Source organism: Streptomyces sp. NBC_00989, from assembly GCF_045162655.1.
Classification (GTDB): domain Bacteria; phylum Actinomycetota; class Actinomycetes; order Streptomycetales; family Streptomycetaceae; genus Streptomyces.
The window spans coordinates 2,184,814-2,209,037 of record NZ_CP108728.1 but is presented as its reverse complement, the minus strand read 5'-3'; the positions used below and the strand labels follow the sequence as shown (position 1 = coordinate 2,209,037).

Below are 24,224 nucleotides of genomic sequence, written 5' to 3'. Positions count from 1 at the left end.
ACCCGCGCTCGACAGCGACCACCATCGGTCCATGACGGACGGGCCGCTGCCGAAGTCGGTACTCGCACGCGGGGTGTTGCTGCTCCGCGCCTGCGGCGACGCCGAGACCGCGCTCTCCCTCGCCGAACTCGCCCTGCGCACCGGCCTGCCCAAGCCGACGGCATACCGACTGATCGGCGAGCTGGCCCGACTCGGCCTGGTGGACCGAACGCCGGAAGGCAGCTACCGCATCGGGCTCGCCCTGTTCGTCCTCGGCCAATCGTCGCCGTCCGTACGGGAGTTGCGGGACGTGGCGCTGCCCTATCTGGGCGATCTGCACGAGGCGACCCACGAGAACGTCCACCTGGCCGTCCCGGACGGCACCGACACCCTCTTCCTGGAGAAGGTCACCGGCCGCCGCGCCACCCCGATCGTCTCCCGCACCGGCGGCCGGCTCCCGGCCCACTGCACCGCCACCGGCAAGGTCTTCCTCGCCCAGGACCCGCGCCCGCCGCACCGCACCCTGCCCCGCCTCACCCCGCGCACCCTGGTCCTCCCCGGCCAGCTCGCCCGCGACCTCGCCCGCACCCGGGCCCGCGGCTACGGCGTCAACCTGGAGGAGGCCGAGATCGGGATCTCCGCCGTCGCGGCCCCCGTCTACGCCCACGACTTCGGCCCCCGCCCGATCGCCGCGATCTCCGTCACCGGGGGCACCCGCCGCCTGGACATGGACCGCATCGGGGCACGGCTGTGCGCGGCGGCACGCGCGATCACGCGCAGCCTGTCAGTCTGACGCGGCCACCTCCGGCCGCTGCATCGCCACCGCCAGCCCGTGCTCCGTCAGCCGTTCCCCGCGCACCTCCTCGGTGACCCGCCCGCGCACGAACACCAGCACCCGGTCGCACACCTCCGTCAGCTCCGCGAGATCGGTCGACGCGATCAGGACGGCCGCGCCGCCCGCCGCCAACTCGCCCACGATGCGGTGCATCTCCGCGCGTACACCGACGTCGACACCCCGGGTCGGATCGTCCAGGACGACGATCTTCGGTTCGGTCGCGAGCCACTTGGCGAAGACGACCTTCTGCTGATTGCCGCCGGACAACCGGGCGACCAGGTCGTACGGCCCGCCGCGCAGCCGCAGCCGCCCGGTCAACTCGGCGGTGCGGCGCACCAGTTCGGACCGGGAGGGGGCGATCCCGCCCCGGCCCAGCGCCAGCCAGCTGACCGCCGTGGTGTTCTCCCACACCGTACGGTCCACCATCAGCCCGTACCGTTTACGGTCGCTCGGCACGAAGGCGACGCCCGCGCGCACCGCGCCCCGCAGCGAGCGCGGCAGACCCCGGCCGCCGACGTCGACCCGGCCCCCGGAGACCGCCGTACGCCCGCACACCACCGCCAACGCGTCGAGATGGCCCGCTCCTTGCAGCCCGGCGACCCCGACCACCTCGCCCGCCCGCACGGTGAACGTCACATCGGTCAGCCGCCCGTCCACGTTCACCTCGGACAGCACCACGGGCGGCGGCCGGTCGGCGGCCAACGACCGCGCCCGGCGCGGCAGTTGCTCCGGCCGGCCGCCCAGCATCGCCGACACCAGCTCCGGCACGTCGACCTCGGCCCGCTCCACACCCGCCAGCGCCACCCGCCCGTCCCGCAGGACCGTCACGCGCTGCGCGAAGCGCATCACCTCGTCCAGGAAGTGGGAGACGTACAGGACGGCGATGCCCCGGTCCGTCAGCGTGCGCAGGACACCTTCGAGGCGGTCGACGGCGGCGGCCGGCAGCGCCGACGTGGGCTCGTCGAGGATCAGCAGCTTGGGGCGTCGTAGCAGAGCGCGTGCGATCTCCGTCAACTGCTGGTCGGCGAGCGGGAGTTCGCCCAGCTCTGTCCGGAGGTCCACGTCCAGGCCGAGTTCCGCGAGGACCGGCCGGGCCGCCTGGTCCATGGCGCTCCGGTCCAACAGGCCCAGGCGCAGGGGCGGATGCTGCGGGAAGAGGTTCTCGCGCACGGTGAGGTCAGGGAAGAGGCTCAACTCCTGGGAGACGACGGCGATCCGGGCGTCCTCGGCCGACCGCACCGTCCCCGCGTCCGCGGCCAGCGTCCCCGACAGGATGCGTACCAGCGTGGACTTCCCGGCGCCGTTCTCACCGACCAGCGCGTGCACCTCGCCGCCGCGCAGCCGGATCGACGCACTGTCCAACGCCCGTACACCGCCGTAGGACTTGACCAGTTCCTCCGCCACGAGGATGTCGTCGCGGGCCATCTCAGCGCGCGTCCTTCAAGGGCTTGAGGTTGGCCGACTGGTCGCCGAGCAGCTTGTCGATCGTCGGCTTGTACCAGTCGTAGGCCGCCTGCGCCGACTTCTGCCGGGCGATGATCTCGTCGATATTGGAAGAGTCCACGACCCCGCCGGGCGACAGGAACCAACCGTCCGGCAGTTTCCCCTTCTTGTCGCGCACCGCCTCGATCAGCATCGCCGTGGACAGATAGCCCTTCAGGAAGTGCTGCGGGTCGATGGTGACGAAGTTGGAGCCGTCCTTCACGGCGTCCAGGGTCTTCGGGTCGACGTCGAAGCCGGCCGTGAGCCACTTGCCGTGCTCGGCCTTCTTGATCTTCGCGAGGTTGTAGCTGTCGGCGTCACCGACGCCGAGGAAGGCGAGCGCGTCCGGGTGCGCGTTCACCTGCGCGGACCAGGAGCTGTAGTTCTGGCCGGGATCGCTGTACGTCTGGAAGGGGCCGAGGACCTTGACGCCGGGCGCCTCCTTCTTGAACGTGTCGGAGATGCCCTTCGCGCGGTTGTCGAGCACCGGCGTCCCCGGGTTCGGCACCCCGATCACGATCTGCCCCTTCGGATCGCTGCCGAGCCGCTTCAGCGCCTCCTTCGCCATCAGCTCACCGAGCGCGTAATTGTCGTTCCCCACATAGAAGTTCACCTTGCTGCCGTTGGTGGGGGAGGTGTCCAGGGCGACGATCGGGATGCCCTGGTCGACGGCGCGTGCGGCGGGCCGGGTGAAGATCGGCGGGTCGAGGTTCTCCAGGACGATGCCGTCCTTGGCGACGGCGGTGAGGTTCTGGAACAGCTGCACCTCGGCGGGCCCGTCCGTGTTGGGCGGCCCTACGGCCTTGAAGTCGACCTTGCCCGCGTGACTCGCGGCGCTCTCCGCGCCCAGCACCATCTCGTGGGCGAAGTTCAGGGAGATGTTGGCGACCGAAATGCCCATCTTCAGCTTGCCGTTGCTGCCGCCGGAACCGCTGCCGCAGCCTGCGGTGGCCAGCAGGACCAGGGCGCCGAACGCCGCGGACCAGGTACGCGAACGGGAGTGCATCACGGCCTCCAAAAGGCTGGACCACAGGGGGACTTGGACGACGAGGGACTTGGACCTCAGGGGGACCTCACTTGCGACGGCGTCCGGTGCGGCGCAGCGCGCTGTCGGCCGCGACGGCGACGAGGATCACCCCGCCCGTCGCGAACGACGTCCAGTTGATGGGTACTTCGAAGAACACCAGGCCGGAGGCGACCACCGACAGGATCATCGCCCCGGCCACCGCGCCGACCACCGAACCGCGCCCCCCGGCCAGCGGAGTGCCGCCGATGATGCACGCGGCGATCGCCTGCAACTCGTAACCCTGGCCCAGAGTCGGATCCCCCGCGCCGTAGAAGGCGAGCGCGAGCGCGGCGGCGCACGCCGTGGTCAGGCCGGACAGGGCCAGCGCCTGGACACGGGTGCGGACGACCGGGATGCCGCTGAAGGCGGCGGCGTCGGGGTTGGACCCGATCGCCCGCACTCGCGCCCCGAAGCGCGTCCGGGACAGCACGACCGTCAGCACGACGATCATCGCGAGCAGCACCCACAGCGCGAACGGCACCCCGCCCGGATCGCCGCCCGCGAACGTGAAGAACGAGTCGTCCAGGGGGAGATCGGTGATCTGCTTGCCGTCCGCGAGCGCCAGTCCGACACCTCGGAACAGCATCAGCGTGCCGAGCGTGACGATGAACGACGGCAGCGCCAGCAGCGTCGTCACCAGCGCGTTGAACACCCCCAGCGCGATCCCGGTGAGCAGCATCACCGGCACCGCCAGCCAGGGCGCGGTGCCGTCCCGGATCAACAGCGCCCCGACGACCAGGCACATCGCGTAGGTCCCGCCCACGGACAGGTCGACCTCGCGCATCGACAGTGCGAAGACCATGCCGCACGCCATCAGCGAGATGTAGACGGAGTTGTGGGCGGTGGAGAGGAGATTGTCCGTGCCCAGGAAGTCCGGGTACGGGATGCCGATCCCGGCGATCAGCAACCCCAGCACGAGCAGCACACCGAACTCGTCCCGGACCCACCGACGCGGCACCGGCTTCGACGCAGGCGCGGACGGCGTGAGCCGACGCCACCAGGGCGCCGACCCGCCCGGCCCGCCGCCCTGTTCGCGGGCGCGCTCGGCGTCGTCCACGGCACGCTCGGTCTCGGTCATCGGGCACGGCTCCCGTACGGCTGGTGCTGGGTTCGTCACGCAGGGTGGGCCCACCGGGCGTGAGCGGCAACCAGGGCGTTTCAGCGAGTGAAATGCGCCCTTGCCGACGGCCTGACGGGTCATCACACTCGCCCCATGGACACGCGGACCGCCCTGGTGACCGGCGCGGCACAGGGCCTCGGGCAGGAGTTCGCCGTCGCGCTCGCCCAGCGCGGCTACCGGGTCGCGGGACTCGATCTCGTCGCGCAGCCGGAGACCGCCGAAAAGGTGCCGGGCTACGTGGAGTTGATCGGTGACGTCACCGACGAGGCTCAGATCCAGGGGGCGTTGGAACACGTCATCGAGCAGTTCGGCACACTGCACGTCCTGGTCAACAACGCGGGCGTCTACCCGTCGCGCCCCTTCGAGGAGACCACACCCGAGGAGTGGCGCCGGATCATGCGCGTCAACCTGGAGGCGCCGTTCCTGCTGAGCCGCGCGGTCCTGCCGTATCTGAAGGCCGCCGGCCGGGGCCGTATCGTCAACATCGTCTCGGCGGCCGTCCTCACCGCACCGCCGACGATGGTCCCGTACGTCGCCTCGAAGATGGGCCTCATCGGCTTCACGCGCTCGCTCGCGGCGGCGCTCGGACCGTACGACATCACCGTCAACGCGATCGCGCCCAGCATGGTCCGCACCGCGACCGCAGAGCGGACGGTCGGCGCGGACGGCGGCTTCGGGCACGTCCGGGACCAGCAGGTGGTGCCACGGACACAGCAGCCGTCCGACCTCGTCTCGACCTTGCTGTACGTGGTCGACGAGGGCAGCGGGTTCCTGACCGGGCAGACACTGAACGTGTCGGGCGGTTCAGCCTTCCTGTGACTCGGCCGGTTCCTTGAGCCATGTGCGGAGTTCCTCGCGCAGCGACCGCTGAAAGGTCGTCAGGAGGGCCTGCACCACCAGGGGTTGCATGTGCGCGGACAGTGACTTCACGTCATGCGCGGCACGTTCGGACACCTCGCCGCGGAACACCTGCGCCAACTCGTGGGCCGCCGCCCGGGAATGCTCGATGAGTACGTTCCGGGAGGCGAGGATCGCCTCCTGCGACACCGGTACGTCGAGCAGTCGCACGCCGAGCCGCAGCAGACCGGAGTCGACGCGGTACGAGGCACCGTCGAGCCCGACCACGCCCATCGCGACGAGCCGCTCCACGTCCTCCTCGCTCAGCGCCCGGCCCGCCCGCCGGTCCAGCTCCCGCCGGTCCAGGGTCTCCGTGCCGTCCGGCGCCCACGACGCCACCACCGCGCGGTGGATCGCGAGGTCGTGCGCGCTGAGGTCCGGCGGCAGTTGCCCCAGGTAGCGCTCGATCGCGGCCAGCGTCATGCCCTGCTGCTGCAACTCCTCGATCAACGCCAGCCGCGACAGGTGCTCCTGCCCGTAGTGCCCGACCCGCCGCGCCCCGATCACCGGCGGCGGGAGCAGCCCCTTGGTGCTGTAGAACCGGACCGTGCGGACCGTGGTACCGGCCCGCGCGGCCAGTTCGTCGATCGTGAGCGTCGGCTCCTCGGTGTCGGTCGTCATGTGCAGCAGTATCGCTGTCTCACCAACACTGTGAAACCACCGAAGGGTGTTGTCAGTGGTGCCGCCTACGGTGGACGGCATGGGGGAGATCAACTATGTCCGGGGTGACGCGACCGTTCCGTCGGTCAAGGGCGTCAAGGTGATCGCGCATGTCTGCAACGACATCGGGGGCTGGGGGAAGGGCTTCGTGCTGGCCGTGTCGCGCCGCTGGCCCGAGCCGGAGAAGGAGTACCGCGCATGGCACCACGGCCGCGCGGCCAACGACTTCGGGCTGGGCGCGATCCAGCTCGTGCGGGTCGAGCGCCATGTGTGGGTGGCCAACATGATCGGCCAGCGGGGGATACGCACAGGCAGCAAGGGCGTCCCCGTGCGCTACGAGGCGATCGACACGGCGCTGGGCCTGCTGGCCGAGCGCGCGGCCGAGCTCGGCGCGTCCGTGCACATGCCCCGCATCGGGTGCGGCCTCGCGGGCGGCAAGTGGTCACGGGTCGAACCACTGGTCACCGAGCGGCTGGTGCGGCGGGGGATCGCGGTGACGGTGTACGACCACGGGGACTGAACCGCCGGACCCGACTCACCTCACACTGACAGGACCCAACTCGCCTCACCCTGAAAGGAGTTGCAGAATCTTGCGCAAGCCCTTGCGATGATCCCCGCCGCCTGCTTGACTCGCTGCTCGCATCGGAGAGGGAGAGCCATGAGCCGTGACATCGACGTCCTCGTCCTGGGCGGCGCCGGCGTGGACACCATCGTCCACGTCCCCGAACTGCCGCTCCCGTACGCCGACAGCTACATGATCGACCCCGGCATCCGCACCCGCGCCGGCCAGACCGGCGACTTCGTCGCCCTCGGCCTGAGCGCGCTGGGCCTGCGCACCCACCACCTCGACATGCTCGGCGCCGACCCCGAGGGCGACCTGGTCCGCGCCCTGCACCGCGACCGCGCCATCCCGCTCACCGAGGTCCCGCAGCCCGCCGGCACCAAGCGCGCGGTCAACCTCGTGGGCCCAGACGGCCGGCGCCTCTCCCTCTACGACGCGACCCGCGCCCACCCCGACGACCGCCTCCCGGAACCCACGGTCCGCGCCCTCGCCGAGGCGAGCCGCCACGCCCACGTCTCCATCACCCAGCCCTGCGCCCACGCCCTCCCGCTGCTGCGCGAGTCCGGCACGACGATCTCGACGGACCTGCACAACTGGGACGGCGAGAACCCGTACCAGGAGGAGTTCGCCCACGCGGCGGACATCGTCTTCCTGTCCACCACCGCGCTGACCGGCGACCCCGAACACACGATGCGTGCCATCGCCGAACGGGGCCGGGCCCGACTGGTCGTCGCGACGGCCGGTGCGGAGGGCGCGTATCTGCTGGCCGACGACGAGCTGACCCACATCCCGACCACCACACCCCGGAAGCCGGTCGTCGACTCGAACGGCGCGGGCGACGCCTTCGCCTCCGCCTTCCTCTTCGGCTGGCTGAAGGGGGAGACCCCGCAGCGCTGTGCCCGGTACGGCGCGATCGCCGGGGCGTACGCGTGCACGGTGCCGTCGACGGAGATCGACGCGATCGGGCGGGACGAACTCCTCGTACAGGTTGCGGAGTTGGAGGCTTCGACGGCCGGTGCGCCGCACTAGGGCGTGGCCGACGCGGCGGTGGTGCGGGTGCTCGGCCCGTCTCCGGGCGCCGGTGAGTGGTCGAGGTAGGCGTCCAGTGCGGCGGCGCCGGTGAGCAGGGCGCGGCCGCGGGCCGAGAGGCGGGCCTGCCAGTCGCGCAGCGTCGACTCGAGCGGTGCGACGCCTCCGGCGGAACGGACCTGGGCGATCAACGGGGCGATCTGTCCGAGCAGTTGGCCGCCCCGCCTGAGCTGGTGGACCAGGAAGGCGTCGCGTACGTCGACCGGGCCGTAGACCCGGTAACCCGTCCGCGGGTCCCGGCGCGGCTGGACCAGACCGGCGCGCTCCCATGTGCGCAGGGTGGCCGGGCGGATGCCGAGCCTTCTCGCCAGCGGGCCGACGAACGTGTCACCGCGCTCCTCCGGCACGGGCCGCAGGTCACGAAGCGCGGCTTCGACCGCCTGGAGGATGCGGCGGTCGTCGAGCAGCTGCACATGGCTGTCGTCGATGAGCCGAAGCGCGTCCTCGGTGGCGTCCCGGTTGACCGCCTGCATGATCGCCGCGGCCGTCTGATGACCATGTCCGGGCACGAGCGCGAGAAACGCGTGCAGGGCCTGAGCGTGCCGGCGCGTGTAGGTGCGGTAGCCGTGCGCGGTGCGTTCGGCGGCCGGAAGGATCCCGGCCGCTTCGTAGTTGCGGACCGCCTGCGTCGACAGACCGTGTCCGCGCGCCAGGTCGACGGGCCTGAGCCGACCACTGCTTTGAGGGTTCCGCTTCACTGTCCTGCCGCTGTCGACGAAAAGTTTCAACCGTTGGTTCAACGATAGCTTTGAAGGTATGACTCCCGGTATCACAGATGCGGTGCACGCCGTCGACCCCGCTGCCGTCATGGGATTGCTGCCGACCAGGCCACGACTGCTCGCCCTGGGCGAGCCCACCCACGGAGAGGACGTTCTGCTCGACGTACGGAACGAGCTCTTCCGCCACCTCGTCGAGCAGGAGGGCTACCGGACGATCGCCCTGGAGAGCGACTGCCTGATGGGCCTGGTCGTGGACGACCACGTCACCTCGGGCACAGGCACCCTCGACGAGGTCATGGAGCGCGGCTTCAGCCACGAGTGGGGCGTCTTCCCGGCCAACCGCGAACTGGTGCGCTGGATGCGCGCGTTCAACGACGGCCGGTCCGAGTCCGAGCGGGTGCGGTTCGCCGGTTTCGACGGCCCGCTGGAGATCACCGGCGCCGCGAGCCCGCGGCAGGCCCTCACCGCACTCCATACGTACCTCACCGCCAAGGTCGACGCAGCCCTCCTTCCCTGCACGGCGGAAACACTCGACGATCTCCTCGGCGCCGACGACCGGTGGACCGACCCCGCCGCGATGACGGACCCGGCCCGGTCCGTAGGACAGACCCCCGACGCCAGGCAACTCCGCTTGCTGGCCGATGACTTGGTGGCTCTGCTCGACGCGCAGACGCCACACCTGGTCGCCACGTCCACACCGGACGAGTGGCACCGCGCGCGCCTGTACGGCCGTACCGCGGTCGGGCTGCTGCGCTACCACGCCTCGATGGCCGACCCGTCACCGAGCCGCATGGCGCGGCTGGTCGCCCTGCGGGACTCGATGATGGCCGCGAACCTGCTCGCCGTCGCCGAACGGAGCCCGACGCTGGTGAACGCCCACAACGGCCACCTCCAGCGGCACCGGAGCACGATGCGGATGGGCGGCCTGCCGCTGGAGTGGTGGAGCGCCGGCGCGATCGTCGACGCCCACATGGGCGAGGAGTACGCCTTCCTGGCCACGGCCCTCGGCACGATCCGCCACCAAGGGGTCGACGCCCCGCCACCGGACACCGTCGAGGGGCTGCTGTACGCGCTCCCGCAGGAGCGTTGCCTCGTCGACCCGCGCCGACTCGCCGCCGCGTTCGCCGGTACGACGCCCGCACCTCGCGTGTCCCCTTGGTACGGCTACGCGCCGCTGGACCCCGCGCACTTGGCCGGAAACGACGGGATCGTGTTCGTCAAGGACACCGGGCGGGACCTGACCCCTTCGGTGTCCGGCAACGACTGACCGGGACCGGTACGGCCCGAGTCCGTGAACGCGGGTGGCCCGGGAGAACCGCTTCCCCGAGCCACCCGCCCACTCACCCGCCCGACCTGTCAGCCCCCGTGCACGTCGTTCGTCGCCGCGATCTTCTTCCACGACTTCGGCCGCACCGGAGCCGCGTCCGCCGACGCCCTCGCGATGGACGCGCTCCGCGCCGCCGATGCCGCCGGCTTCGTCGGCTGGAACAGCCAGGTGTCGAAGAGCGCGGACAGCGGCTTGCCGGAGACCTGCTCGGCGTAGGCCCGGAAGTCCGCGACGGACGCGTTGCCGTACGCGTGCTCCTTCGGCCAGCCCTTCAGGATCGCGAAGAACGCGTCGTCGCCGACCTCGTTGCGCAGCGCCTGGATGGCCAGCGCGCCCCGGTCGTACACGGGGAGTTCGAACTGGTTGTCCGCGCCCGGGTCGCCCGGCGCGATCGTCCAGAACGCGTCGTCCGCCGGGTGCGAGGCGTAGACGTAGTCGGCGAGTTGCTGGGTGGTGCCCTCGCCCTCGTGCTCCGACCAGAGCCATTGCGCGTACCGCGCGAAGCCCTCGTTGATCCAGATGTCCTTCCAGCCCTTCAGGGACACGTCGTCGCCGTACCACTGGTGGGCCAACTCATGGACGACGACAGAGGTGTTGGCGCCGTTCGCGAACTGCTTCTGGCTGTAGTAGACGCGGGTCTGGGTCTCCAGGGCGTACCCGGTGGTCGTGTTGGGCACATAGCCACCAGCCGTACTGAACGGATATTTGCCGAAGTAGCCGCTCAGCCAGTCGACGATCTCCCCGGTGCGCTCGACGCTCGCCCGCGCGGACCCGTCGTTGTCGCCGAGGTCCTTGCTGTAGGCGTTGATGACGGGGACGCCGCCCTCCGAAGTGCTGGTCGTGATGTCGAACCTGCCGAGCGCGAGCGTGGCCAGATAGGTGGCCTGCGGCTTGTTCTGGCGCCAGTTGTAGCGGGTCCAGCCGAGTTGTGAACTCGTCGACTGGAGTGTGCCGTTGGAGATGGCCTGGGTGCCGTTCGGTACGGCCACCGACACGTCGTAGGTCGCCTTGTCGCTGGGGTGGTCGTTGCTCGGGAACCACCACCACGCGGACTCGGGCTCGTCCGCCGCGACCGCGCCGTCCGGGGTGCGGTGCCACGTGGTGAAGCCGTACGCGCTCTTCGTGGACGGCACCCCGCTGTAGCGGACCACGACCGTGATCGGCGTGCCCTTCGGCAGCGGCGTCTTCGGGGTGATCTCCAGCTCGTGCTGGCCGGAGGTCGCGAACGTCGCCTTGGCGCCGTTGACCCGGATCTCGCTCACGTCGAGCAGGAAGTCGAGGTCGAAGCGGGACAGGTCCTGCGTGGTCTGCGCGAGGATCGTCGCCGTGCCCGCCAACTCGTCGGTCGCGGGCTGGTATTGGAGCCTGAGGTCGTAGTGCGAGACGTCGTATCCGCCGTTGCCGTAGGCCGGGTAGTAGGGGTCGCCGATGCCCGGAGCGCCGGGGGAGTAGCTTGCCGCCGACGCCGGGATCGCCAGCATGAGGGAGGCCGCCGCGAGGGCGCCCGGCGCGATGATTCTGCGGTGCACGAGAACTCCAAGTCGTAGGGCTCCACGAGGAGTCGAAGAGCCGTGGGGGTCCACGAAGGTCGAAGAGCCGTAGGGGTCGGTCCACGAAGTCTGTCCAAAGGCTATTCACTCCCTGTGGCCCCTCGCCTGTCCACGGCCCCTCCTGTCACACGATCGCCATTCGGCCGTCATGACCCCGAACGACCCCGAGTGCCTCTTCCAGCACGGGAGTTGACCGATGTACCGTCCGCGCATGCCGAAACGCACGCGCTTCACGATCTGGAGATCGCTCGCGACCGCGGCGATCGCCGCCCTCCTGGCCGCCTTCCTCACCCCGACAGCGGCCCAGAGCGCCCCGCAGGAGAGCCAACCGGTCTACTCCTACGCGAAGGCCATCCGCGAGGCCGTCTGGGTGGACACCGGACTCGACGGCGACGGCGACGGAAAGACCGACCGGGTCGCCGTCGACATCGTCCGCCCGAGCGAACCCGCCCGACAGGGCCGCAAAGTCCCCGTCATCATGGACGCCAGCCCCTACTACTCCTGCTGCGGACGCGGCAACGAGAGCCAGCTCAAGACGTACGACGCGGGCGGCAACGTTGTCCAGATGCCGCTCTTCTACGACAACTACTTCGTGCCCCGCGGCTACGCCTTCGTCGGCGTCGACCTCGCCGGCACCAACCGCTCCGACGGCTGCGTCGACGTCGGCGGCCGCTCCGACATCCAGTCCGCGAAGGCCGTCGTCGACTGGCTCAACGGACGCGCCAAGGCGTACACCACCCGCACCGGAACCGCACGCACACAAGCGAGTTGGACCAACGGCAAGACCGGAATGATCGGCAAGAGCTGGGACGGCACCATCGCCAACGGCGTCGCCGCCACCGGTGTGAAGGGCCTGAAGACGATCGTCCCGATCAGCGCCATCTCCTCCTGGTACGACTACTACTTCGCCAAGGGCGCCCCGCTCTACGACTCCGGCCCCGACTGGCTCTCCGGCTACGTCGACAGCCCCGACGCACAGGCCAAGTGCGCCGCCGTCCAGCAGAAGATCGTCGACGGAGCCCCGCGCACCGGCGACTGGACGCCGTTCTGGACCGAGCGCGACTACGTCAAGGACGCGAGCAAGGTCAAGGCCAGCGTCTTCCTCGTGCACGGCATGCAGGACCTCAACGTCCGCACCAAGAACTTCGGCCAGTGGTGGGACGCCCTCGCCAAGAACGGCGTCGAGCGCAAGATCTGGCTCTCCCAGACCGGCCACGTCGACCCCTTCGACTACCGCCGCGCCGCCTTCGTGGACACCCTGCACCGCTGGTTCGACCACGAACTCCTCGGCTACGACAACGGAATCGACCGCCGGCCGATGGCCGACGTCGAACGGCACCCGGACCAGTGGGTCACGTCGGCGACCTGGCCGCCCCGCGGCACCGCGACGACCACCCTCCACCCGGCGCAGGGCACCCAGGCGGGCGTGGGCACGCTCGGCCTGCACGCGGGCGCGGGCACCGAGACGTTCACGGACAACCCGCAGGAGAGCGAGACCGATTGGGCCGCGGCGATCGACAGGTCGACGGCGGACAAGGCCGGTTTCGTCACCGGGCCGCTCACGAAGGACCTGCGTCTGTCGGGCTCCTCGAAGGTGACGGTCACCGCGACACCCACCACGTCAACGGCCCATCTCTCGGCCGTACTTGTCGACGTCGGCCCCGACACCATCCGTGACTACGCGGACTCCGCCGAGGGCATCACCACGCTCACCGACCGCACCTGCTGGGGCGAGAGCACGGCCGGCGACAGCGCCTGCTTCCTGGCAACCCAGGCCAAGACCAAGGCTGTTGACTACAACGTGGTCAGCCGCGGCTGGGCCGACCTCGGCAACTACGCCTCCGCGACGAAGGGCGTACCGCTCACCCCGGGCAAGGCGTACACCATCACCCTCGACCTGGCGGCGACCGACCACGTCGTCCCGGCCGGACACCGCCTCGCCCTGATCGTCGCGGGCACGGACAAGGACCTCATCGATCCGCCGTCCACCACCCCGACCCTCGCCCTGAACCTGTCCCGCACCTCGGCCCAACTCCCGCTCGTCGGCGGTGCGTCGGCGTTCGCGAAGGCCACGGCGGGCGCCGGAGCCGCGACACCAGCGGCCACGACCCTCGACGGCGTACGGTCGCCCCGTTCCGCACACCGGGTACCGGGCAACTGACCGTCGGTCAACGGCTCGACGGGGGCGGCGGAGCGACCGGGCTCCGCCGCCCTCGTCGGGTGGGTCCCGGTGGCGGCCGGACTCCTCAGGCAGCGCCCGCCTCCACCAACCCCGCGGCCTCCCGCGCACACCCCCACGCCACCGTGATCCCCGCCCCGCCATGGCCGTAGTTGTGCACCAACACCCGTCCGTCCGGCAGTACTTCACGCTCCAGCCGCACCGAGGGCCGCGTCGGCCGCAGGCCCACCCGGTGCTCCAGTACACGCGCCCCGGCGATCTCCGGGCGGATCGCCGCGCAGCGGGCGACGATCGCCTCGGCGGTCGCGGGGTCGGGTGTCATGGACCAGGCGTCCTCCTCGGCCGTGCCGCCCAGGATGAGCCCGCCCGGCTGCGGGAAGAAGTACGTGGACGTGTCCGCCGAGTGGTCGACCGACGTCAGCCAGGTCGTGATCCCCGGGTTCTCCACGACGACCAACTGCCCGCGCACCGGCCGTACCGAGGGATCGGGCACGAGGTCCATGGAGTCCAGCCCCGTGCAGTTGACCACGACGGCCGCCGGCACCTCCGCGAGATCCACCACCGACTGCTCCTCGACGGTCCCGCCCGCCTTCAGGAACCGCCCCCGCAGCCACGGCAGATGGGCCGGCATGTCGATCAGCGGCAACCGTGCCCACAGCCCGCCGCCCGCGTACTCCTCGGCCCGCGCCTCCCGCAGCCCCGGCACCCGGGCCGCCCACGGCCCCAGCTCGTCCAGCCGCGTCTCGCCCTGTACGCCCTCGACCAGGCGTACGCCCGTCTCCTCGGGCCGCGCCGCCAACTCCTCGTACACGACGAGCGATTGGAGCGCCCACTCACCGACGAGCGCCTCCGGCTCGATCCGGTACGGCCACCACAGCGCGCCGGCGACCGCCGAGGTCGTCAGCTCGACAGGCTCCCGCGTCCACACCCGTACCCGGGCACCACGCTCCGCCAGCACGACGGCCGTCGTCAGTCCGATGACGCCCCCGCCGACCACGATCACATCGCCACGCACACCGCTCTCCATGCGCGGACGCTAGCGGAATATGTCATGCCGTGCTCACATCCGCCTCGATCTGGGGATACTCACAGCATGTCTGCCGAATACGCGGCCTTCGGCCTGGCACCGGCGATGCGTGCCGGTGAAGTCCTCGCGGACGGCGGCTACCAGGTGCACCGCGACTTCGTCGACTTCATCGTCGACGGCCGCCCGCTGCTGTTCCAGCTCACCGACCTGGACGCCGTCTCCCCGCTCGCCTCCGACGTACCACCCGCGATCTTCACCGCCCAGGTCCGCAGCCTCCTCCTGGAGACGGACCCACCCCTGAAGGGCGGCCGCTACGTCATCTACGGCTGCCCCGAGTGCGAGGACCTGGCCTGCGGTGCCGTCACCGCCGTCATCCAGCAGGACGGCGCCGACTACATCTGGCGCGACTTCGCCTGGCAGACCGACGAACACGCCGACCTGGAGCGCAACGGCTACCACGGCCTGGGGCCCTTCCGGTTCGCCGGAGCCGAGTACCGCGCGGCCCTCGACTCCCTCATCGACGGCACCGAGCCCCCGGTCGCCAAACGCCGTGTCCTGCTGATCGGCGCCCGCGTCGCCATCCTCGCCAAGCTCGCCGCCGCCCTGCGCGCCATCGGCATCGGCGCCGACATCACCGGCGACGCGACCCACGTCCCCGCCGACGAACTCCGCGGCTACGGCGCCGTAGCCTTCGGCCGGGCCGTCACCCAGGCCGAACGGGCCGCCGTACAGGCCGCGTTCGACCGTGCCGGGGTCGACGTGGCGTACGTCGACGGCCTCGCCCCCATCGTCCCGCTCCTCGTCGCCCAGATCGAACACGCCCTGGACCGCCGCCCCGCCGGCCAGCACCGGCTGACCCGGCTGGTCGCCGCCGACGGCGAGGCGGGCATCGAGGTCACCTCACCGTGCCGGGTGCGCCTCACCGCGTACCGGCTCGACCGCCTCAACCGCGGCCGCGCCCAGGATCTCTTCGACGGCGTCCTGGAACCCGGCCGCCACCGCATCGCCCTCGACGCGAAGGCGGTGAAGGGCGAGTCCTTCGTCGTGGCCCGGACCACGGGAAGCGTGCTGGTGGAGGCGATGGCGCGCTGAGAACGGCGGCGCGGACGGGAGAAAACCGCGGCGCGGACGGCGAAGGGGACCGATTAGGATCGGCGGTCTGATGACTGCCACTCTCGTCGCCAAGAATCTCGCCGCCGGACACGGCGACCGCGCCCTCTTCACCGGGCTCGACCTCGTCGTCGCCCCCGGCGATGTGATCGGCCTTGTCGGTGCCAACGGCGCGGGCAAGTCCACCCTGCTCAGGATGCTCGCCGGGCTCCTCGCTCCCGAGGAGGGCGAACTGCGCCTCTCCCCGCCGGCGGCGACCGTAGGACACCTCCCGCAGGAGCCGGACCGGCGCCCGGGCGAGAGCGTGCGCGCGTTCCTCGCTCGCCGTACGGGAGTCGCCGAGGCGCAACGCACGATGGACGAGGCCACCCAGGCCCTGGTGGACGGCGCACCCGGCGCCGACGACGCGTACTCGGCGAGCCTGGAGCGCTGGCTCGACCTCGGCGGCGCCGACCTCGACGAGCGGGCCGAGGAGATCGCCGACACACTCGGCCTCGCCATCGACCTCGACCAGCCGATGACGTCCCTGTCCGGCGGCCAGGCGGCACGCGCGGGCCTGGCCTCCCTCCTCCTCTCCCGCTACGACGTCTTCCTCCTCGACGAGCCCACCAACGACCTGGACCTCGACGGCCTGGAGCGCCTCGAACGCTTCGTCTCCGGCCTGCGCGCCGGCACGGTCGTCGTGTCGCACGACCGCGAGTTCCTCACCCGCACGGTCACCAAGGTCCTCGAACTCGACCTGGCCCAGAACCAGATCAACCTCTACGGCGGCGGCTACGACGCGTACCTGGAGGAGCGGGACGTGGCCCGCCGGCACGCCCGCGACGACTTCGAGGAGTACGCCGACAAGCGCTCCGCCCTCCAGGACCGCGCGCAGATGCAGCGCGGCTGGATGGACAAGGGCGTCAAGAACGCCCGCCGCAAGGCGAACAACGACAACGACAAGATCGGCCGCAAGTTCCGCAGCGAGGCGAGCGAGAAGCAGGCGGCGAAGGCGCGGCAGACCCAGCGGATGATCGAACGCCTCGATGTCGTCGACGAGCCCCGCAAGGAGTGGGAGCTGCGGATGGAGATCGCGTCCGCGCCGCGCTCGGGCGCGGTCGTCGCGACGCTGCGGGACGCGGAGGTACGGCGGGGCGACTTCGGTTTTGGGCCGGTGTCCCTCCAGATCGACTGGGCGGACCGGGTCGCGGTGACCGGTGCGAACGGTGCGGGCAAGTCGACGCTGCTCGGCGCGCTGCTCGGGCGTATCCCGTTGGACGCGGGGCACGCGACGCTCGGCTCGGGCGTCCTGGTCGGCGAGGTCGACCAGGCCCGGCAGCTGTTCCACGGCACGGAGTCCCTGCTCGACGCGTTCTGCGCGGCGGTCCCGGACACCGAGCCCGCAGAAGTCCGCACGCTGCTGGCCAAGTTCGGGCTCAAGGCGCACCACGTGATGCGTCCGGCCGGGACCCTGTCACCGGGTGAGCGCACCCGTTCTGCTCTGGCGCTCCTCCAGGGCCGGGGCGTCAACCTCCTCGTCCTGGACGAGCCGACCAACCACCTCGACCTGCCTGCCATCGAGCAGTTGGAGTCGGCGCTCGATGCGTACGAGGGCACGCTGCTGTTGGTGACCCATGATCGGCGGATGCTGGACGCGGTTCAGGTGACTCGGCGGTTGGAGGTGGCGGACGGGAAGGTGACGGAGCAACGGTGAGGTTTGCGTTGTTCGTTCACCGCGGGTCCGTTGTGGCTGGTCGCGCAGTTCCCCGCGCCCCTGAAGGGGTGCTGTTCGCACCGGAGTTGAGACGCTCGGCCGCTTTCGCGGCGCGCTCCACCCGGTTCCGGTGCTCCTCCCACCAACTCGCTTCACCAGGAGCCATGTTGGTGCCCCCGACGCGCTGACCCGTCGCCCCGTCGACGAGTTCGCGTACGACGTCGGCGTGGCCTGCGTGGCGGGACGTCTCGTAGGGCATGTGGACGAGGGTGCGGTGCAGGGTGAGTTCGTTGCCGCCTTCACCGGGCATACGGCCGACCGCGTCCAGAGGCAGCGCCTCGATCGTCGCGTGCGAGTGCGCGCAGATCCGCGTTCGGCTCGGCGTCCCCCGCGATCCACAACTCCGGCCCGTCGACCGGCCGCCCGAACACCGTCCCGAAGTAGAACGCCTCGGCCCCGGCCAGATGCTTGACCAGTCCCAGCAGATTGGTCCCGGTCGGCGTCACCGGCCGTCGGATGTCGTACTCCGACAGCCCTTCGAGCTTCCACAGCAGTGCGTCACGGGGTCCTGAAGAAAGACGCGCAGGTCGGCTTTGAAGTCCGGTGAGATCATGCGCCCAGTCTGTCGGCGAGATGATCCACGTCCACCCATTTCCGCCGCTGAGCGCCCACCCCCCCAGGGGCGCGGGGAACTGCGCGACCAGCCACAACGGACCCGCAGCGCCCCACTACCTGACCGTCACACCCGTCAGCGCTTGCCCTTCTTGCCCGGGTCCAACAACCCCGCCTTCCGCAGAGCATCAGCCATCGCACTGTTACCCGGCGGCGGAGCCGCCTGCCGCGATCCACCCCCCTGACCGCCCTGCCGCTGCTGCTGGCGCTGCTGCGGCGGACGCCCACCGCCCTGCTGCCGACGCTCGCCACCCCCACCCTGCTGTCGCCGCTCCCCGCCGGAGGCCACCGCCTCGTCGTCGAGCCGCAGCGTCAACGAGATCCGCTTCCGGGGGATGTCCACGTCGAGGACCTTCACCTTGACGATGTCACCCGGCTTCACCACGTCCCGCGGGTCCTTGACGAACGTCTTCGACAGCGCGGAGACGTGCGCCAGACCGTCCTGGTGCACACCGACGTCGATGAACGCCCCGAACGCGGCGACGTTCGTGACGACACCCTCCAGAACCATCCCGGGGGTGAGGTCGGAGATCTTCTCGACGCCGTCCTTGAACGTGGCCGTCTTGAACGCGGGACGAGGGTCGCGCCCCGGCTTCTCCAGCTCCTTGAGGATGTCGGTCACCGTCGGCAGACCGAACGTCTCGTCCACGAACTCGGTCGGCTTCAGCGAGCGCAGCACCGACGTGTTGCCGATCAGCGACGCCACCTCGCTGCCCGCCGTCTTCACCATCCGCCGCACCACCGGATACGCCTCCGGGTGCACGCTGGACGAGTCGAGAGGGTCGTCGCCACCCCGGATGCGCAGGAAGCCCGCGCACTGCTCGTACGCCTTCGGGCCGAGCCGCGCCACGTTCTTCAGCTGCGTACGCGACTTGAAGGGGCCGTTGGCATCGCGGTGCGACACGATGTTCTCGGCGAGGCCGGACGTGATGCCGGAGACGCGTGAAAGCAGCGGCGCGGAGGCCGTGTTGACGTCCACGCCGACGCCGTTCACACAGTCCTCGACCACCGCGTCCAGCGAACGCGACAGCTTCACCTCGGACAGGTCGTGCTGGTACTGGCCGACACCGATCGACTTGGGGTCGATCTTCACCAACTCCGCGAGGGGGTCCTGGAGTCGGCGCGCGATGGAGACGGCACCGCGCAACGACACGTCCATGTCGGGCAGTTCCGCCGAGGCGAACGCGGACGCCGAGTACACGGACGCGCCGGCCTCGGACACCATCACTTTGGTGAGGTTCAACTCCGGGTGCTTGGTGATGAGTTCACCGGCGAGCTTGTCGGTCTCGCGGGACGCCGTGCCGTTGCCGATCGCGATCAGTTCGACCGAGTGCCGCGCGGAGAGGCGGGCCAGCTTGGCGAGGGCGTCGTCCCACTTGTTGGCCGGGACGTGCGGGTAGATCACGTCCGTGGCGACGACCTTGCCGGTCGCGTCGACGACGGCCACCTTCACGCCCGTACGGAAACCGGGGTCCAGGCCCAGCGTCGCGCGCGTGCCGGCCGGTGCGGCGAGCAGCAGGTCGCGCAGGTTCGAGGCGAAGACGTTGACCGCCTCGTCCTCGGCGGCCGTACGCAGCCGCAGCCGCAGGTCGATGCCGAGGTGCACGAGGATGCGGGTGCGCCAGGCCCAACGGACCGTGTCCTGAAGCCACTTGTCGCCGGGACGGCCCCGGTCGAGGACCTGGAAGCGGTGGGCGACCATCCCCTCGTAGGAAGAGGGCCCCTCGGTGGCCTCCTCGGGCTCCAGGACGAGATCGAGGACGTCCTCCTTCTCGCCGCGCAGCATCGCGAGGATGCGGTGCGAGGGCAGCGCGGTGAACGGCTCCGAGAAGTCGAAGTAGTCGGCGAACTTGGCGCCCGCCTCCTCCTTGCCGTCCCGCACCTTCGCGGCGAGGCGCCCGCGCCCCCACATCCGCTCACGCAGCTCGCCGATCAGGTCGGCGTCCTCCGAGAACCGCTCGGTGAGGATCGCCCGGGCGCCGTCGAGGGCGGCCTGCGGATCGGCGACGCCCTTGTCGGCGTCGACAAACGCGGCGGCCGCGGCCAGCGGTTCCACGGACGGGTCGCCCAACAGCCCCTCCGCGAGCGGCTCCAGACCGGCCTCGCGCGCGATCTGGGCCTTCGTCCGCCGCTTGGGCTTGAAGGGCAGGTAGATGTCCTCAAGACGCGCCTTGGTCTCGGCGGCCCGGATCTGCGCCTCCAACTCCCCGGTGAGCTTGCCCTGCTCACGCACCGATTCGAGGATCGCGGTCCGCCGCTCCTCCAACTCCCGCAGATAGCGCAACCGTTCCTCGAGCGTGCGCAGCTGCGCGTCGTCGAGCATCTCGGTCGCTTCCTTGCGGTAGCGGGCGATGAAGGGCACCGTCGAACCGCCGTCGAGCAGCTCGACGGCAGCCTTCACCTGCCGCTCCCGTACGCCGAGCTCCTCGGCGATCCTGCCTTCGATGGACCCTACGAGGGGTGTCGTCACGCCCGTACCGCCTTCTCCACTGAGGTTGCGCGGCAATTGTGGCAGGTGACACCGACAACCGGGGATCAGGGCGCTGCCCTGCGGGTCCGACGACTAGCTCTTGCCGAGCAGATCCCGAGGAAACGCCCCGGCGGCGAGCGCGAGCCGTGCGAATCCGGTCGCCAGTTCGGTCAGACGTGCGACCCCTTCGGCGCCCAGGTGCTCGTACGGTGCCCGGTCCAGCCGGTCGGTCTCCGCCTCGATCTCGGCGCGCAGCGCGACCCCGGCCTCCGTCAACTCGCCCTCCCCGTCGAGCAGCCCGCGCTCCCGGAGCCGTCCCGATGCGGCGTCCCACTCCTCCTGGTTCCACCCGCGCGTGCCGAACACCCACTTCGGGGTCATGCCCTTGCCGGTCGCGGTGTGGGTGACCACGGCCTCCAGGCCGTCGAGTCCGGCGGACAGCAGCACGGCCAGGTGGCCGTCGCCGCGGTGTTCGCGCAGCAGCGTGGCCGCGTGGAAGTAGGCGAGGTGCGGCTCCTCGGGGAGCGGCAGATCGGCGTGCGCGGCGTACAGGGGCCGGGCGGGGCGCGCACACGCCTCGGTGGCCCGCAGCGCCAGCCGCGCCGCCTCCGCCATCTCCTCCGACGCCACCGCGTCGTCGCCCAACAGGCGCCGCAGGGTCGCGTCGACGGCACGCGCGCGTGCGTGCAGGACCTGCTCCGGGGAGACGATCTCCCACACGGCGGGCACATGCCGGGCCACGAGGTCGTACTTGTAGTTGTAGAACGTGGCCATCACCGTGCCCGGCCCGACCGGCCCCATCGCGGCCGCCCGTACGGCGAAGTTGATGGCCTGGGAGTCCTTGACTCCGAGAGCCGACACCTCCCTCCCCAGGTCGGGCGAGAAGTAGAGCGTGGAGTGCAGGGAGTTGAGCGCGTTGTAGCAGCGGCGCCCGGCACGGTGATCGACGGCGGCAGTAGTCATGACGGCCACGTTACCGACTGGTCGGTACGGGCTCCAGGGGTGGGCGCCGGATGGCAGGAAAGGTGGGGTACCCGTCATTGCGGCCATCCCGCTGAGCGCGAAGAATCGACGGTATGCGAACCGTCCTGGTGGTCCTCTTCGACGACGTCCAGAGCCTCGACATCACCGGCCCCGTGGAGGTCTTCGCGGGCGCCGAGAAGCAGGCCCCGGGCGCCTATCGCATCCGTACGGCCTCCCTGGACGGCGGTTCGGTGCGCACCTCCAGCGGCCTGACCGTCGTACCGGACTCGACCCTCGCCGCCGCGCCCGCCCCGCACACGCTCCTCGTCCCCGGCGGCCCGGGGACACGTGCCCCCGACCCGCGTGTGACCGACTGGCTGCGCGCACACGGGCCGCGCGCGGAGCGACTGGTCTCCGTGTGCACCGGGGCGATCCTGCTCGCCGAGGCGGGCCTCCTGGACGGCCGCCGGGCCACCACGCACTGGGCGTACTGCGCGAAACTCGCCCGCGACCATCCCGCCGTCGAGGTCGACCCGGACCCGATCTACGTCCGGGACGGGCCCGTCTCCACCTCGGCCGGTGTCACCTCCGGCATCGATCTCGCCCTCGCCCTGGTCGAGGAGGACCTGGGCCGGGACACGGCGCTGACCATCGCCCGCCACCTGGTCGTGTTCCTGCGCCGGCCGGGGAACCAGGCCCAGTTCAGCGCCCAGCTAGCCGCCCAGACGGCCCAGCGGGAGCCCCTCCGCGAGGTCCAGCAGTGGATCACCGAGCACCCCGGCGAGGACCTGAGCGTCGACTCCCTCGCAACCCGCGCCCGCCTCTCGCCCCGCCACTTCGCCCGCGCCTTCCAGGCCGAGACCGGCACGACGCCCGGCCGCTACGTCGACCGCGTCCGCCTCGAACACGCCCGGCGCCTCCTGGAGGACACCGCCGACGGCATCGAGGAGATCTCCCGCGCCAGCGGCTACGGCACCCCCGAGACCATGCGCCGCGCCTTCCTCAAGACCCTCGGCGCGGCCCCGGCCGAGTACCGCCGCCGCTTCCACCCGGCACCGAGCGCCCGGGCGACACCCGCCCGCTGAAGGCTGAAGGGCATCCCCGGCGCACCGGCGACCTCCGCTTGCCGAACGCCGAGAGCTCTCCGGGGCGTCCCGCCACTTCTTGCCCAACGCCCGCGGGCAGCGCCCCTTTTAGGGGCGCGGGGAACTGCGCGACCAGCCCCCGTCGACCTGCAGCGAACGAACCACCGAACCACCTGAACCGCATCCAGCACCCACCGAACACGAAAGGCCCCCATGCAGATCGCCATCGTCCTCTTCGACCGCTTCACCGCCCTGGACGCCGTCGGCCCCTACGAGACCCTCGGCCGCCTCCCCGACTCGGAAACCGTCTTCGTCGCCGAACGGACCGGCCCCGTCCGCAACGAGACCGGAAACCTGGCGCTCGTCGCCGACCGCACCCTCGCCGACGTGCCGACCCCCGACATCGTGGTCGTCCCGGGCGGCCCCGGCCAGACCCCGCAGATGGAGAACGAGACCCTCCTGGACTGGCTGCGCACCGCCGACGCCACGACCACCTGGACGACCTCGGTGTGCACGGGCTCCCTGCTGCTGGCCGCCGCCGGACTCCTCCGGGGCCGTCGCGCGACCTCCCACTGGCTCGCCCTGGACCACCTGAAGAACTTCGGCGTCGAACCCACGGGGGAGCGGGTGGTGACCGACGGCAAGTACGTCACCGCGGCCGGCGTCTCCTCCGGCATCGACATGGGCCTCACCCTGCTCGGCCGGATCGCGGGCGACGAACACGCCCAGGCCGTACAGCTGTTGACCGAGTACGACCCGCAACCGCCCTACGACGCGGGGTCCCCGCAGAAGGCGCCCGCGCACCTCGTCGAGAAGTTCCGCGCGAGCAGCCGCTTCATCCTGAAGTAGTCCCTGAAACAGTGCCTGACGCAGTCCAGGTGAAGCGCGGTGCCCGGCGCTCCAGGAACGCGGCGACGCCCTCCGCGGTGTCGCCACTGCCGCGCACCTGCTCGGCCCAGTAACCGTCCCTGTCCGTACGGCCGTTGGCGAACTCCTTCGCCGCGGCCTGCGTCAACTGCGAGCGGGAGACCAGCACCCGGGTGAACTCCGCGACCCGCTTGGTGAGTTCGCCCTCGGGCAGCAGCTCGTCGACGAACCCGGTGCGCAGCGCCCGCTCCGCGTCGATCAACTCTCCCGAGAACAGCAGGTACTTGGCGGCCCCCGGACCCACCAGCGACACCAGCCGCCGGGTGGCGGACGCCGGATACACGATCCCGAGCTTCGCCGGAGTCACCCCGAACAGCGCGCCCTCCTCGGCGAACCGCAGATCACAGGCCGCCGCCAACTGCGCCCCACCGCCCACGCAATGCCCCCGGATCGCCGCCAGCGTGGGCTTCGGGAACGCCGCGAGCGCCTCCTCCGCGAGCACCGCCAGCCCCTGCGCCTCACCCGCCGACCCCCGCAGCGTCGAGATGTCGGCCCCGGCACAGAACGTCCCGCCCTCACCGGTCAGTACGAGCGCCCGTACGCCCGGATCGGCGGCCAGGGTGTCGAGCAGCGGCGGCAGCGAGCGCCACATCTCGGCGGTCATCGCGTTGCGCTTGCCGGGGTGGTGGACGACGACGGTGGCGACCGAGTCGGCGACGTCGTGCAGCAGGCGGGGCTCCATGGGCCGGATGCTACGTACAACCCGAAGAGTTCGCGAAGTCGGCATCAGAGGAACAGGGGCGGTCCCACAGTCGACCGGGCCATGCAGCAACGATCGGAAAGCGTCCGATACCTGCTGACTTCTGTTC

Annotated in this window: 20 protein-coding genes and 1 pseudogene; 10 read left to right on the top strand and 11 right to left on the bottom strand. The window is 71.0% G+C overall.

Features of this window, described 5'->3' with window-relative positions:
- Nucleotides 1-31: 31 nt before the first annotated feature.
- On the top strand, nucleotides 32-772 hold the full coding sequence (locus tag OG714_RS09610; RefSeq protein ID WP_406119904.1) for an IclR family transcriptional regulator: 741 nt from the start codon (nucleotides 32-34) through the stop codon (nucleotides 770-772).
- Here OG714_RS09610 and OG714_RS09605 read toward each other — a convergent pair.
- The 3 genes from OG714_RS09605 to OG714_RS09595 form a co-directional block, all read right to left on the bottom strand.
- Entirely contained in the window at nucleotides 764-2,239 is a 1,476-nt protein-coding gene (locus OG714_RS09605; protein WP_406119903.1) for a sugar ABC transporter ATP-binding protein, read from the bottom strand. The two genes, OG714_RS09610 and OG714_RS09605, sit on opposite strands and share 9 nt — an antisense overlap.
- A gap of 1 nt (nucleotide 2,240) precedes the next feature.
- Entirely contained in the window at nucleotides 2,241-3,302 is a 1,062-nt protein-coding gene (locus OG714_RS09600) for a sugar ABC transporter substrate-binding protein (RefSeq protein ID WP_406119902.1), read from the bottom strand.
- Nucleotides 3,303-3,369: 67 nt separating this feature from the next.
- On the bottom strand, nucleotides 3,370-4,440 hold the full coding sequence (locus OG714_RS09595; protein ID WP_406119901.1) for an ABC transporter permease: 1,071 nt from the start codon (nucleotides 4,438-4,440) through the stop codon (nucleotides 3,370-3,372).
- Nucleotides 4,441-4,575: 135 nt separating this feature from the next.
- Between OG714_RS09595 and OG714_RS09590 the strand changes: the two genes are divergently transcribed.
- Nucleotides 4,576-5,301, top strand: a complete 726-nt coding sequence (locus OG714_RS09590) for an SDR family NAD(P)-dependent oxidoreductase (protein WP_406119900.1) — start codon at nucleotides 4,576-4,578, stop codon at nucleotides 5,299-5,301.
- Here the strand turns inward: OG714_RS09590 and OG714_RS09585 are convergent.
- Entirely contained in the window at nucleotides 5,287-6,000 is a 714-nt protein-coding gene (locus OG714_RS09585) for a MerR family transcriptional regulator (RefSeq protein ID WP_406119899.1), read from the bottom strand. The genes OG714_RS09590 and OG714_RS09585 overlap by 15 nt on opposite strands.
- Nucleotides 6,001-6,079: 79 nt before the next feature.
- On the opposite strand from OG714_RS09585, the gene OG714_RS09580 reads away from it, so the two are divergent.
- Nucleotides 6,080-6,559, top strand: coding sequence for a macro domain-containing protein (locus OG714_RS09580; RefSeq protein ID WP_406119898.1), 480 nt, complete (start codon nucleotides 6,080-6,082; stop codon nucleotides 6,557-6,559).
- A gap of 138 nt (nucleotides 6,560-6,697) precedes the next feature.
- On the top strand, nucleotides 6,698-7,630 hold the full coding sequence (locus OG714_RS09575) for an adenosine kinase (RefSeq protein WP_406119897.1): 933 nt from the start codon (nucleotides 6,698-6,700) through the stop codon (nucleotides 7,628-7,630).
- Here OG714_RS09575 and OG714_RS09570 read toward each other — a convergent pair.
- Entirely contained in the window at nucleotides 7,627-8,388 is a 762-nt protein-coding gene (locus OG714_RS09570) for a TioE family transcriptional regulator (protein ID WP_406131768.1), read from the bottom strand. The genes OG714_RS09575 and OG714_RS09570 overlap by 4 nt on opposite strands.
- A 58-nt stretch (nucleotides 8,389-8,446) precedes the next feature.
- On the opposite strand from OG714_RS09570, the gene OG714_RS09565 reads away from it, so the two are divergent.
- Nucleotides 8,447-9,676, top strand: coding sequence for an erythromycin esterase family protein (locus OG714_RS09565; protein ID WP_406119896.1), 1,230 nt, complete (start codon nucleotides 8,447-8,449; stop codon nucleotides 9,674-9,676).
- 89 nt (nucleotides 9,677-9,765) lie between these two features.
- Here the strand turns inward: OG714_RS09565 and OG714_RS09560 are convergent, their stop codons facing one another.
- Nucleotides 9,766-11,265: a M1 family metallopeptidase gene (locus OG714_RS09560; protein WP_406119895.1), complete on the bottom strand. Its 1,500-nt coding sequence runs from the start codon at nucleotides 11,263-11,265 to the stop codon at nucleotides 9,766-9,768.
- Between the two features lie 232 nt (nucleotides 11,266-11,497).
- Here OG714_RS09560 and OG714_RS09555 point away from each other — a divergent pair, with 232 nt between their 5' ends.
- Nucleotides 11,498-13,447 carry a Xaa-Pro dipeptidyl-peptidase gene (locus OG714_RS09555; RefSeq protein WP_406119894.1) on the top strand — a complete coding sequence of 650 codons (1,950 nt, stop codon included), beginning with the start codon at nucleotides 11,498-11,500 and terminating at the stop codon, nucleotides 13,445-13,447.
- Between the two features lie 85 nt (nucleotides 13,448-13,532).
- Here OG714_RS09555 and OG714_RS09550 read toward each other — a convergent pair whose 3' ends face one another.
- Entirely contained in the window at nucleotides 13,533-14,492 is a 960-nt protein-coding gene (locus OG714_RS09550) for an FAD-dependent oxidoreductase (protein WP_406119893.1), read from the bottom strand.
- A 66-nt stretch (nucleotides 14,493-14,558) separates the two neighbouring features.
- On the opposite strand from OG714_RS09550, the gene OG714_RS09545 reads away from it, so the two are divergent.
- Together OG714_RS09545 and OG714_RS09540 are read left to right on the top strand one after the other, a co-directional pair.
- Complete coding sequence (locus tag OG714_RS09545; protein WP_406119892.1) at nucleotides 14,559-15,584, top strand: oxidoreductase; 1,026 nt, start codon at nucleotides 14,559-14,561, stop codon at nucleotides 15,582-15,584.
- 70 nt (nucleotides 15,585-15,654) lie between these two features.
- Nucleotides 15,655-17,298 carry an ABC-F family ATP-binding cassette domain-containing protein gene (locus tag OG714_RS09540; RefSeq protein ID WP_406119891.1) on the top strand — a complete coding sequence of 548 codons (1,644 nt, stop codon included), beginning with the start codon at nucleotides 15,655-15,657 and terminating at the stop codon, nucleotides 17,296-17,298.
- 16 nt (nucleotides 17,299-17,314) lie between these two features.
- Here the strand turns inward: OG714_RS09540 and OG714_RS09535 are convergent.
- From OG714_RS09535 to OG714_RS09525, 3 genes and pseudogenes are all read right to left on the bottom strand, one after another.
- Nucleotides 17,315-17,911, bottom strand: a pseudogene (locus OG714_RS09535) (DinB family protein).
- Between the two features lie 135 nt (nucleotides 17,912-18,046).
- Nucleotides 18,047-20,440, bottom strand: a complete 2,394-nt coding sequence (locus OG714_RS09530; protein WP_406119890.1) for a Tex family protein — start codon at nucleotides 20,438-20,440, stop codon at nucleotides 18,047-18,049.
- A gap of 93 nt (nucleotides 20,441-20,533) precedes the next feature.
- Nucleotides 20,534-21,403 carry an SCO6745 family protein gene (locus tag OG714_RS09525; protein WP_406119889.1) on the bottom strand — a complete coding sequence of 290 codons (870 nt, stop codon included), beginning with the start codon at nucleotides 21,401-21,403 and terminating at the stop codon, nucleotides 20,534-20,536.
- 113 nt (nucleotides 21,404-21,516) lie between these two features.
- Here OG714_RS09525 and OG714_RS09520 point away from each other — a divergent pair, with 113 nt between their 5' ends.
- Both OG714_RS09520 and OG714_RS09515 read left to right on the top strand, forming a co-directional pair.
- Nucleotides 21,517-22,488, top strand: a complete 972-nt coding sequence (locus OG714_RS09520) for a GlxA family transcriptional regulator (RefSeq protein ID WP_406119888.1) — start codon at nucleotides 21,517-21,519, stop codon at nucleotides 22,486-22,488.
- A gap of 213 nt (nucleotides 22,489-22,701) precedes the next feature.
- Nucleotides 22,702-23,337, top strand: coding sequence for a DJ-1/PfpI family protein (locus OG714_RS09515; protein ID WP_406119887.1), 636 nt, complete (start codon nucleotides 22,702-22,704; stop codon nucleotides 23,335-23,337).
- Here OG714_RS09515 and OG714_RS09510 read toward each other — a convergent pair.
- Complete coding sequence (locus OG714_RS09510) at nucleotides 23,324-24,097, bottom strand: enoyl-CoA hydratase/isomerase family protein (protein ID WP_406119886.1); 774 nt, start codon at nucleotides 24,095-24,097, stop codon at nucleotides 23,324-23,326. The genes OG714_RS09515 and OG714_RS09510 overlap by 14 nt on opposite strands.
- Nucleotides 24,098-24,224: the final 127 nt, after the last annotated feature.

Excerpts from the sequence above, each read along its gene's own strand:
- OG714_RS09610 (WP_406119904.1), top strand. The coding sequence starts at position 32 with ATGACGGACGGGCCGCTGCCGAAGTCGGTACTCGCACGCGGGGTGTTG.
- OG714_RS09605 (WP_406119903.1), bottom strand. The coding sequence starts at position 2,239 with ATGGCCCGCGACGACATCCTCGTGGCGGAGGAACTGGTCAAGTCCTAC.
- OG714_RS09600 (WP_406119902.1), bottom strand. The coding sequence starts at position 3,302 with ATGCACTCCCGTTCGCGTACCTGGTCCGCGGCGTTCGGCGCCCTGGTC.
- OG714_RS09595 (WP_406119901.1), bottom strand. The coding sequence starts at position 4,440 with ATGACCGAGACCGAGCGTGCCGTGGACGACGCCGAGCGCGCCCGCGAA.
- OG714_RS09590 (WP_406119900.1), top strand. The coding sequence starts at position 4,576 with ATGGACACGCGGACCGCCCTGGTGACCGGCGCGGCACAGGGCCTCGGG.
- OG714_RS09585 (WP_406119899.1), bottom strand. The coding sequence starts at position 6,000 with ATGACGACCGACACCGAGGAGCCGACGCTCACGATCGACGAACTGGCC.
- OG714_RS09580 (WP_406119898.1), top strand. The coding sequence starts at position 6,080 with ATGGGGGAGATCAACTATGTCCGGGGTGACGCGACCGTTCCGTCGGTC.
- OG714_RS09575 (WP_406119897.1), top strand. The coding sequence starts at position 6,698 with ATGAGCCGTGACATCGACGTCCTCGTCCTGGGCGGCGCCGGCGTGGAC.
- OG714_RS09565 (WP_406119896.1), top strand. The coding sequence starts at position 8,447 with ATGACTCCCGGTATCACAGATGCGGTGCACGCCGTCGACCCCGCTGCC.
- OG714_RS09555 (WP_406119894.1), top strand. The coding sequence starts at position 11,498 with ATGCCGAAACGCACGCGCTTCACGATCTGGAGATCGCTCGCGACCGCG.
- OG714_RS09550 (WP_406119893.1), bottom strand. The coding sequence starts at position 14,492 with ATGGAGAGCGGTGTGCGTGGCGATGTGATCGTGGTCGGCGGGGGCGTC.
- OG714_RS09545 (WP_406119892.1), top strand. The coding sequence starts at position 14,559 with ATGTCTGCCGAATACGCGGCCTTCGGCCTGGCACCGGCGATGCGTGCC.
- OG714_RS09540 (WP_406119891.1), top strand. The coding sequence starts at position 15,655 with ATGACTGCCACTCTCGTCGCCAAGAATCTCGCCGCCGGACACGGCGAC.
- OG714_RS09525 (WP_406119889.1), bottom strand. The coding sequence starts at position 21,403 with ATGACTACTGCCGCCGTCGATCACCGTGCCGGGCGCCGCTGCTACAAC.
- OG714_RS09520 (WP_406119888.1), top strand. The coding sequence starts at position 21,517 with ATGCGAACCGTCCTGGTGGTCCTCTTCGACGACGTCCAGAGCCTCGAC.
- OG714_RS09515 (WP_406119887.1), top strand. The coding sequence starts at position 22,702 with ATGCAGATCGCCATCGTCCTCTTCGACCGCTTCACCGCCCTGGACGCC.
- OG714_RS09510 (WP_406119886.1), bottom strand. The coding sequence starts at position 24,097 with ATGGAGCCCCGCCTGCTGCACGACGTCGCCGACTCGGTCGCCACCGTC.